Annotated in this window: 10 protein-coding genes; all 10 read left to right on the forward strand. The window is 36.2% G+C overall.

Annotated elements, in window-relative coordinates:
• Window positions 1–87 precede the first annotated feature (87 nt).
• Window positions 88–579, forward strand: a complete 492-nt coding sequence (locus tag APF76_17750; protein ID KUO51508.1) for a hypothetical protein — start codon at window positions 88–90, stop codon at window positions 577–579.
• Window positions 580–585: 6 nt separating this feature from the next.
• Window positions 586–1,866: a C4-dicarboxylate ABC transporter permease gene (locus APF76_17755; protein ID KUO51509.1), complete on the forward strand. Its 1,281-nt coding sequence runs from the start codon at window positions 586–588 to the stop codon at window positions 1,864–1,866.
• Between the two features lie 52 nt (window positions 1,867–1,918).
• Window positions 1,919–3,217, forward strand: coding sequence for a hypothetical protein (locus tag APF76_17760; GenBank protein KUO51510.1), 1,299 nt, complete (start codon window positions 1,919–1,921; stop codon window positions 3,215–3,217).
• A gap of 102 nt (window positions 3,218–3,319) precedes the next feature.
• Window positions 3,320–4,204 carry a 3-methyl-2-oxobutanoate hydroxymethyltransferase gene (locus tag APF76_17765; protein ID KUO51511.1) on the forward strand — a complete coding sequence of 295 codons (885 nt, stop codon included), beginning with the start codon at window positions 3,320–3,322 and terminating at the stop codon, window positions 4,202–4,204.
• Between the two features lie 78 nt (window positions 4,205–4,282).
• Complete coding sequence (locus tag APF76_17770; GenBank protein KUO51512.1) at window positions 4,283–6,196, forward strand: hypothetical protein; 1,914 nt, start codon at window positions 4,283–4,285, stop codon at window positions 6,194–6,196.
• Between the two features lie 266 nt (window positions 6,197–6,462).
• The gene (locus APF76_17775) at window positions 6,463–7,572 is read left to right on the forward strand and encodes a hypothetical protein (GenBank protein KUO51513.1); all 1,110 of its coding nucleotides are present in this window, start codon (window positions 6,463–6,465) and stop codon (window positions 7,570–7,572) included.
• Between the two features lie 68 nt (window positions 7,573–7,640).
• Window positions 7,641–7,931: a hypothetical protein gene (locus APF76_17780; protein KUO51514.1), complete on the forward strand. Its 291-nt coding sequence runs from the start codon at window positions 7,641–7,643 to the stop codon at window positions 7,929–7,931.
• Window positions 7,932–7,944: 13 nt separating this feature from the next.
• Entirely contained in the window at window positions 7,945–9,102 is a 1,158-nt protein-coding gene (locus APF76_17785) for a carbohydrate hydrolase (protein KUO51515.1), read from the forward strand.
• Window positions 9,103–9,270: 168 nt separating this feature from the next.
• Window positions 9,271–10,266 (forward strand): C4-dicarboxylate ABC transporter substrate-binding protein, encoded by a 996-nt coding sequence (locus APF76_17790; GenBank protein KUO51517.1) that lies wholly within the window; start codon window positions 9,271–9,273, stop codon window positions 10,264–10,266.
• 155 nt (window positions 10,267–10,421) lie between these two features.
• Window positions 10,422–10,894, forward strand: a 473-nt coding sequence (locus tag APF76_17795) for a hypothetical protein (GenBank protein KUO51516.1), incomplete at its 3' end; no start/stop codon positions are given.

A 10,894-nucleotide genomic window follows, 5' to 3' on the forward strand; every position in this document is an offset into this window, starting at 1 on the left:
TGCTCAACTATATAATATATGTTAAAAAACTACTTTAGGAATAATCATTTTGGATCAAGTAAATATATTTATGAGAGGGGGAAAATCATGGAAGCAAAAAGGCAATCTTCCTTCTTTAGTTTTCTAGACAAATTTGAAGATTACTCTGTAACAATACTTTACGCTACAATGGTTATAGTAATTTTTTTGCAGGTATTTTTTAGGTTTGTGATAAAGGCTTCCCTTCCGTGGTCAGAGGAATTGGCAAGATATATCATGGCATATGCAGTATTTATTGGTGCTGCAATAGCTGCAAAAGAAGGAGCTCATATTGGTATTAATGTAATTGTAGGTGCATTACCTAAACCTTTCGATAAATATATGAGAGGGATAGCAATGTTTATATCATTCATATTTGCTGCATTACTTCTATATTTATCTATTATTATAGTAATGTTTTTGATGAAAACTGGACAAAAATCCCCTGCTATGCTCATACCAATTTGGATTGCTTATTTATCAGTACCTCTTGGTGCAATTTTAATGAGCATAAGGTTCTTACAATCAACCTATCTCAATTTTAAAGAAGAAAGGGGATAAGGTAATATGCTATCAGCGTTACTATTTGGACTATTTGCTGTACTTGTAATAGCTAGTGTTCCAATTGCGGTTAGTATTGGATTAGCTACAATATTAACAATCTGGTTTACTGACATTGTTGCTGTTCAGGTAGCAGCTCAAAGAATGTTCACAGCTGTGGATTCATTTCCATTGATGGCAGTTCCCTTTTTTATGATTGCTGGGGCAGTTATGGAAAGAGGTGGGATTTCCAAAAGGTTAATTGGATTTGCTAATTCACTAGTAGGAAGTTTTTTTGGAGGCTTCGCCTTAGTTACAATTCTAGCTTCAATGTTTTTTGCAGCAATTTCAGGATCATCACCTGCAACAGTAGCTGCTATTGGAGCCATTATGATACCTGCTATGGTTAAAAATGGGTATAAAGAAGAATTTGCAACTGCAACTCAGGCAAGTTCTGGATATATTGGAGTCATCATTCCACCTAGCATTCCTATGATTACCTATGGTGTAGTAACTGGTACTTCCATTGGTGGTCTATTTATGGCGGGCTTTATACCTGGAATAGTTATAGGAATATCACTAGCAATTGTAGCAGTTATTATAGCTAGAAAGAAAAACTACCGAGGATCTGATAAAAGAGCTACCCCAAAAGATGTTTGGGTTTCTTTTAAGGATGCCATATGGGCGATTTTTATGCCAATTATTATTCTTGGCGGTATTTATGGAGGGGTTTTTACACCCACAGAAGCTGCTAATATTGCAGTTGTTTATGGAATACTTGTAGGCGTATTTATTTACAAGGAATTATCTTTTAAAGACTTACCAAAAATTTTAAGGGCCGCAGCCATAAGTAGTTCATTAGTACTTTTAATAGTAGCAGCAGCATCAGCCTTTGGACTAGTGTTGACTAGAGAGCAGATACCTATGAAGGTTGCTGAAATGTTAATAGGGATAACAGAAAATCCCATTATGTTGCTGATGATACTAAATGTATTACTACTGGTAGTTGGAACATTTATGGAAACAAACGCAGCCATCATCATTTTAGCACCAATTCTGTATCCAGCCATTGTTCATCTAGGGATAGATCCAATTCACTTTGGGATAATTATGGTAGTGAACTTGGCAATAGGTATGATCACACCACCTCTTGGAGTAAACTTGTTTGTTGCCTCTAGTATGCGGAAGATGCCAATAGAAAAATTAATAAATGCTAATTGGTGGTATCTATTAGCTTCTATTGTAGCCCTGCTTGTGATCACTTATTTCCCAGGGTTAAGTTTATGGTTGCCAAGTATTCTTAATTAGAAATTGTAGGCAAGCTTTCCCTTTAATTTGAAACTTCAAGGAGGCATTAATAGTGGGAGAAAAAGAATTTGATCTTAAGTATGGCAAAGGAACAGTTTCATTTTCTATTCCAGAAGAACAATTACTTGATGTAATTTTAGGTGCAGAGTATCCAGCACTTGAGAATTTGCAGGAATCGTATTTAAATGCGTTAAATCATCCTATAGATGCACCCCCTCTAAAAGAAATTGTTAAACCTGGGGACACAGTAGCAATTACTGTTAGTGATATCACTAGGGCCTGGCAAAAAAATTGTTTAACGTTACCAGTTTTGATAAATTATTTGAACGAAGCTGGTGTACCTGATGAAAATATCACAATAGTTATTGCTGTTGGTGGTCATAGGGCAAATACAGAACAAGAATGTAGGGAATTATGCTGTGAAGAAGTTTATAATAGAGTAAAAGTTATTAATCATGATGCTTGGGATACCAAAAACATGGTCTATCTTGGTAAAACTAGTAGAGGAACCGAAGTTTCTGTTAATAGGATATTTACAGAAGCAGATAAAGTTATTTTAACAGGTGGAATAATTTATCATTATATGGTTGGATACGGCGGTGGAAGAAAGAGTGTTTTGCCAGGTATTGCATCCATAAAAACTATTCAGCAAAACCACTTGTGGGCAATGGGTCCTGAACTAGGAAGTGGCTCAAATCCTCGTTCAGCATCAAAATATACAAGGGGTAATGAATGCCATGAAGATATGATGGAAATTGCTGCCTTTTTAAACCCTGATTTTATGGTTAACGTAGTACCTAACCCTGAAGGGGATATAGCAGGAGTTTTTGCTGGCAATTGGGTTTCTGCATGGCTTCATGGAACAGAACTTGTAGACAAAGTATATGGGGTTGAGGTTCAAGAAGAAGCAGACATAGTAATTGCTACTGCTGGAGGATATCCCAAGGATATTAATCTCTATCAGACTGGTAAAACTATGGATAATGCGTTTTATGCCATGAAAAAAGATGGAGTGGCGATTATCCTGTCAGAATGTCCAGATATGATGGAGCCTGAAGAATTTACCCAATGGTTTAATTATGAATCAACCTATGAGATGGAAAGGGCATTAAGAGAAAACTTTACAATTCCTGGTTGGGTAGCTTTTAAAGAGGTTGAATGTAGTGATAAAGGAGCATTTATTATTCTTACTAAACCTGAAAATGCAGATTTTGCAAAAAAAGCAAAATTAATTCCTGTTACCACTATTGAGGATGCTCTAAAAATTGCCTATGAAAAATGTGGAACCCCTAATCCTAAAGTAACTGTAATGCCTCAGGGTGCAAATACTTTTCCTATTATCAAAAAATAGAAATCCAGCTAAGCTTACTCCTCTCTACAATGTAAATATTAGTGTTGATAGTGCGGTCTAGCTATAAAGAGAGAAAATAAACTACTAAATGGAGGTATAAATATGAGTACTTGGACAACACCATCTAAGCAAGAATCAAAAAGAAAAAAAGTTACAATTCATACTCTTATGGAAAAAAAGGCAAAGGGAGAAAAAATTACGTTTATTACGGCATATGATTTCCCGACTGCTGCTATAGAAGATAAAGTAGGTATTGATATTATTTTAGTTGGAGATTCCTTAGGGATGTGTGTATATGGTTTTGATAGCACACTTCCAGTTACAATGGATATGATGGTCAACCATTCAAAAGCTGTTAGAAAAGGAGCTCCAAATTGTTTTGTAATTGGTGATATGCCTTATATGTCCTACCAAATATCTGTAGAGCAAGCCGTTGCAAATGCAGGAAGACTTATGCAGGAAACAGGTGTAGATGGAGTCAAACTTGAGGGCGGACTTGAAATGGTTGATACAATACGTGCCATCACAAAGGCAGGAATACCAGTAATGGGACACTTGGGACTTACACCGCAATCAGTTTCAATGTTAGGTGGATTTAAAGCTCAAGGTAGAGAAGTAGGGGCGGCACTTAAACTTATAGAAGAAGCAAAAGCTCTTGAAGAAGCAGGCTGTGTTAGTATTCTCTTAGAAGCTATTCCAGCTGAAGTAGGTCAAATTATTACAGAAAGAGCTAATATCCCTATTTTAAGTATTGGTGCTGGACCATCTTGTGATGGACAAGTGCTTGTTGTACATGATTTACTAGGGTTCTTTGGAGGACATGTTGCAAAATTTGTTAAACAATATGCAAATATGAATGAATATATTGAAAAGGCACTTCTAGAGTATAAAGAAGATGTTGAAAAGGGAACTTTCCCAGCACCAGAGCATTGTTATAAGATTAATGATGAAGAACTTAAAAAGTTAAGGAAGGCATTAGAAAAGTAATGGGTTTTACTAAGGAAGTATATTTCTAATGCAGAAATCATTAATAGTGTATTAATAATACTTTTAACAGGTGATTTAATGAAACCCATATGTGTGATTGCTCCATATAATGACTTTGCGATTAAAACGGAGGAAGTAGTGGCAGAGTTTAATCTGCCAGTTGAAATCTGTACAGGTATGATGGAATATGGAGTCAAAATGGCAAAGCAGGCTGTTTTGCAGGGCGCTGAAGTTATTGTTAGTAGAGGTGGTACTGCAACTCTTTTAAAAAAAAGTGTCAAAGTCCCTGTAGTTGAGACTCAGGTTAGCACCTTAGATGTGTTAAAAATACTTGATAGGTTAATGAAGAATGATAAGAAGTACTTTAAATCACTAAAAATTGGATTGATTGGGTATCAAAATGTTGTTTTTGGAGCGGAAACCATTTCATCGATTTTAGGCATTAAGCTATACAAAATAATTTTGGATAGTGCTCAAGCGGAAACTAGGCAGAAAATTGATAATTTGGATATTAACTTTGTTTTAGGAGATGCGAGTGGTTTGCAACTAGGACAAGATTGTGGTATTGAGGGCTTACTAATTGATTCAAGCAAGGAGGCAATCGCTTCTGCTCTTTTCGAGGCAGAGCGAGTAATGCAGGTTAAAAGGATAGAGCAAGAAAAGGCACAGCTCTTTAAATCTATTTTGGATGTTTCCCGCGGGGGCATTATTGCTGTTGATAATAACGATGAAATAACCGTTGTTAATCCCGCAGCCGAGATGATCTTAGGCATAGAAGCCAAAAATAGTATAGGTTTACCATCCAAACATATTCTTCCTGGAATAAAATTAAAAGAAGTAATAGAAGCAGAGGATCAAGTTTCTGATTTATTAGTAAACATTAATGGACGAGTGCTTATAGTGAATAAAGCACCTATAAAGATAAAGGGTAAGACTATAGGGGTTGTTGCTGCATTGGAGGATGTAACAAAGATACAGCAATTAGAACAGGGAATCAGAAAAAATCTTTACTCCAAGGGCTTAACTGCCCAATATGAACTTACTCAAATAGTAGCAAAATCTCAAATTATGGTGGAAACTATTAATAAAGCATACCAATTTGCTAATACAGAATCTACTATTTTAATTACCGGAGAATCGGGAACAGGAAAAGAAATGTTTGCACAGGGCATCCACAATGCTAGTTCTAGAAAAGATGGTCCGTTTGTGGGTGTTAACTGTGCAGCCCTTCCTGAAAACTTGCTCGAGAGTGAATTGTTTGGCTACGTAGAAGGGGCATTTACAGGAGCAAGTAAAGGTGGAAAGATTGGTCTTTTTGAAATGGCCCATGGGGGAACTTTATTTTTGGACGAAATTGGAGAAATGCCTCTACCGTTGCAAACACGTTTATTACGTGTGCTTCAACTCAAAGAAGTGATGCGCATTGGGGGGGACAGGGTAATACCTATAAATGTCAGAATTATAAGTGCTACGAATAGGGATTTACTAAAGGAGGTTCAAACTAAGAGGTTTAGAGAAGATTTGTACTACAGACTTAATCTACTATCCATTAAAATCCATCCTCTTAGGGAAAGACCTGAGGATATACCCTATTTAATAAAAACCATTATGAATAAAATATTAAACCGAGTTGGAAAAGAAGTGGAACTTTCAACAGAAGTAAGCCGCCTTTTGGCTTTATATAAGTGGCCTGGAAATGTTAGACAGTTGGAGAATGTTTTAGAGCGGATAATAATTTTAAGTAAAGGCCAAGTCATCGAAAAAGTGGATTTTGAAAATGCTGTACCTGAGCTAAAGCTAGATTTAACTGATAGAGATAATCCTAGTTATGAAGCTGGCAAGAACTCCATAGAAGTTGACGGAACCTTGTCACAGATGGAACGAAATATTATTAAAAGAGTTTTAGAAGAAGAAAATGGTAACCAAACCAAGGTAGCAAAAAGACTTGATATAGATAGGAGCACTCTTTGGCGCAAACTAAAGAAAAAGTAATGGACATTATAATCCCAGCCGGCGATGCATTATCAATCACTATTGCAAAATGTAATGGCAAAATGCAATACTTTAGCCATTGCATTTTGAATCTTCAATTGGTTAAAGTGTTTACTAGCTTTAATTAACTTATCATATCATTGCTTTGATGTTGTAAACTTCAGATTATTTCAAAAGTAAATATATTCTGGCATAATACTTGCATTAATTATTGCTATGGCAAAGCTTATTGACACCTAACAAACATACTTAAGGAGGGCTTAATTATGACAGAATTATCACGACATGAAAGGGTTAGCCTGGCACTAATGCATCAAGAAACTGATAGAGTGCCTGTAGACTTCGGAGGCAAAACAACTGGGATTGCTGTTGAAACCTATAATGAATTAAAAACTTTACTTAATATTGAGAGTCAAACGCAGGTGTTGGATGCAAGGCTTCAAATAGCCAAGGTAGAGGAGGTAGTCCTAGATAAATTTTCGGTAGACACAAGATACATTTATCAGAAACCGCCTGCATCTTGGAAACCGAAATGGATTGGGGATACATTTGTTGATGAATGGGGAATTAGGTTAGCAAGACCAACAGGCGGATTTTATTATGATTATGTAGAATTCCCTTTAGCCAATGCAGATTGTCTTGGTGATTTAGAAAAGCATCAGTGGCCCAATACAGAAGATTCAAGCAGAAATGTTGGACTTGTTGAAGAGGCTTCGAGGATAGCTAAGCAGTATAATCCTTTCATAATAACTACATTTAAGGGGCCTTTCGAACAGGCCTGGGCTTTAAGGAACTTTGAAAACTATCTTCTAGATATGGTAATGAATAGAGAATTTGCTGAAGCATTACTAGATAAAGTGGTGGGTATTCAGAAAAAAATCTATGGGCCATTTTTAGAGATGGTTGGACCTTATCTAGATATGGTATGTTTTACAGATGACATGGGTGGACAGGTTAGTCCTATTATATCTCCCAAAATGTATCGCGAAATGATTAAACCCCGTCATAAAGAAATGGTTGAATTTATTAAAGAGAAGACCGGTGGGGCTAAGGTTGCCTTACATTCTTGTGGAAGCATTAAGAAATTCATACCTGATTTTTGTGATATTGGAATTGAGGTATTAAACCCAATCCAAGTTACAGCCTCTGAAATGGATATTAATAAATTAAAATCTGAATTTGGCCACCAATTATCTTTTTGGGGAGCAATCGATACTCAAAAGCTATTGAGTTTTGGAAATCCGAACGAAATACGTCAATCTGTAAAGGAAACCCGTAGTGTTTTAGGAAAAGGTGGTGGGTATCTTTTTGCACCTGCCCACAACATACAGGCAAAAACACCGCCAGAAAATATTTTGCCTCTTTTTGAAAGATAGTAATAGATGGAAAATATTCTCAGCATATTATTAGTTACATGTAGAAAATATCATTGGAGGATTGAGGAATGCAACAGCTAATTATGATTAATCCAAAAGACAATGTAGCTACTGCTACAACAGATTTACAAAAAGGTCAAGAAATTAAAGTTGAAACTGGTAATGCTTCTGTACTTATTAGATTAAAATGCGACATTGGTTTCGGTCATAAGGTTGCAATAAGGGATATTCAAAGTGGTAGTGCAGTATATAAGTATGGAGAGGAAATAGGACTAACCACAAATAACATTTCCTTAGGAGAGCATGTACATGTTCATAATGTTTTAAGCCAAAGAGGCAGAGGGGATCTGAGTAATTAAGGGGGGATAAGATATGCAATTAACTGGTTTTCGTAGAGAAAATGGACAGGTCGGCATAAGAAATCATGTTGTAGTTATTTCATCTGTTGTTTGTGCTAATAGGACAGTAGAAATGATAGCAGCTCAAGTTCCTGGAGTGATACCCATAGTGCACCAACATGGCTGTTCACAAATTGGGTGTGATAAAGAACAGACTGCTCGTACCTTAATTGGCTTTGGTAAAAACCCTAATGTTGCAGCAGTTCTGGTAGTTGGTTTAGGCTGCGAGACACTCCAACCAAAGGATCTAGCGCGCGAGATGGAGGTTACAGGAAAACCCGTGGCCCATATGAATATTCAGGAAGAAGGGGGCACCTTAAAAACTGTGGCTAAGGGTTCACAAATAGTCAGGGATATGGTTATGGCTGCTTCACAAATTCAGAAGGAGTCCATAGATATAAAGGATATCATCTTGGGAACAGAATGTGGAGGTTCTGATACAACCTCTGGGTTGGCTGCCAATCCAGCAACAGGAGTTGCATCTGATCTTTTGGTTGAAGCTGGTGGGACTGTGATACTTTCTGAAACAACTGAATTAACTGGAACAGAACACGTTCTGGCAAAAAGAGCTAAAAATAAAGAAATAGGAAACCAAATATATGAAATAGTTGCAAATATCGAACAAGAATCCAAGAGACTTGGAGTTGATATTAGAGGGGGTAACCCCACTCCTGGAAACATTGAAGGTGGATTAACAACTATAGAAGAAAAGTCCCTTGGTTGTATATATAAAGCAGGAACATCAATAATAAATGAGGTTATTGAATTTGCCGAGGAACCAAAGGAAAAGGGTTTGGTAGTAATGGATACTCCAGGTCATGATATAGAGTCTATTACTGGCATGATTGCTGGTGGTGCCCAATTAATAGTGTTTACTACTGGTAGAGGTACACCTACAGGGGCCCCTATTACTCCTGTGGTTAAGGTATGTGGAAATCCCAAAACAGTTAAAACGATGATGGATAATATTGATATTGACGCAAGTGGTATAATGACCGATGGTAAGAGTGTTGATGAGATAGGTAGAGAAATATATCAAGAATATTTAGAAGTGATAAATGGTAAACAGACGAAGTCTGAAATACTAGGACAAAGAGACTTTGCTATTTGTCGTATAGCAAGAACTATGTAGATATTGTTTAGTAAGTGAGCAATTAAGGGGGTGATAGTAAGCAAAAGTAGGGTAAGCTAATGTATTTGAAAGTTTGCTCAAAACTACAGATTATAAAAACAAGGAGGAGTATTTGTGAAGAAGAGAAATTCAAAGGTTTTAATACTAATAATTGTAGCTTTATTTGCAATGGCACTAGTAGCTGGTTGTGGAGGTACTGATGGTAACAATGAAAATGGTAACAATGAAAATGGTACTAATAATGAGGAAGTTGAAACTATAGTATTAAAAGCAGCAAATAGTGTTGATATGACACACCCATATCATCTAGGTCTTGTTGAATATGGCAAGATGATTGAAGAAAGAACTGATGGCAAATATAGTTTAGAAATATTTCCTAGTGCACAATTAGGTTCTGAAAGAGAAATCATTGAAGGCGTTCAGATGGGAACAATTGATATGGCTGTAGTTTCAACAGCACCACTAGCTGGTTTCTCAGATGCATTCCTAGTAACAGACCTACCATTTATGTTTAATGATAAGGCACACGCATATAAAGTACTTGATGGAGAAATTGGTCAGGATATTTTCGCACAAATAGAAGGAACTGGGATTAAAGGTTTAGCGTTTTGGGAGAATGGATTTAGAAACATCACTAACTCAAAAGGACCAATTAATGTACCAGCTGACATGGAAGGAATTAAGATAAGAACTATGGAAAACCAAATTCACATGGATTCCTTTAGAGAAATTGGTGCTGATCCAACTCCAATGGCATTTGGTGAATTATTTACAGCCTTACAGCAAAAAACTGTTGATGGGCAAGAAAACCCACTACCAATTATTGCAACATCTAAGTTTTATGAAGTACAGGAGCACCTTGCGTTAACAGGGCATTTCTATGCACCAGCTCCACTATTAATTAGCCAGGCAACATGGGATAAATTAAGTGACGAAGAAAAAGACATCTTCCAGCAGGCTGCTAATGAAGCTAGAGATATTGAAAGACAAATGATCCAGGAGATGGATGATAGTCTAGTTGCAGAATTAGAAGCTGAAGGAATGCAGGTTACTACTCCTGATAAAGGTCCATGGCAAGAAGCAATGGCTCCTGTATATGGGAAATATGAAGATAGAATTGGTAAAGATTTAATTGAAAAAATTAAAGCGCTTGGTAATAACTAATCACTATGAAGAAGTAAGTTATAGTAGTTAAATACTATGTGCAATATAAGTTGAGCAGGATATAATCCTGCTCAACTATATAATATATGTTAAAAAACTACTTTAGGAATAATCATTTTGGATCAAGTAAATATATTTATGAGAGGGGGAAAATCATGGAAGCAAAAAGGCAATCTTCCTTCTTTAGTTTTCTAGACAAATTTGAAGATTACTCTGTAACAATACTTTACGCTACAATGGTTATAGTAATTTTTTTGCAGGTATTTTTTAGGTTTGTGATAAAGGCTTCCCTTCCGTGGTCAGAGGAATTGGCAAGATATATCATGGCATATGCAGTATTTATTGGTGCTGCAATAGCTGCAAAAGAAGGAGCTCATATTGGTATTAATGTAATTGTAGGTGCATTACCTAAACCTTTCGATAAATATATGAGAGGGATAGCAATGTTTATATCATTCATATTTGCTGCATTACTTCTATATTTATCTATTATTATAGTAATGTTTTTGATGAAAACTGGACAAAAATCCCCTGCTATGCTCATACCAATTTGGATTGCTTATTTATCAGTACCTCTTGGTGCAATTTTAATGAGCATAAGGTTCTTACAATCAACCTATCTCAATTT

Origin of the sequence: Desulfitibacter sp. BRH_c19 (assembly GCA_001515945.1) — a bacterium.
Lineage (GTDB): Bacteria > Bacillota > DSM-16504 > Desulfitibacterales > Desulfitibacteraceae > Desulfitibacter.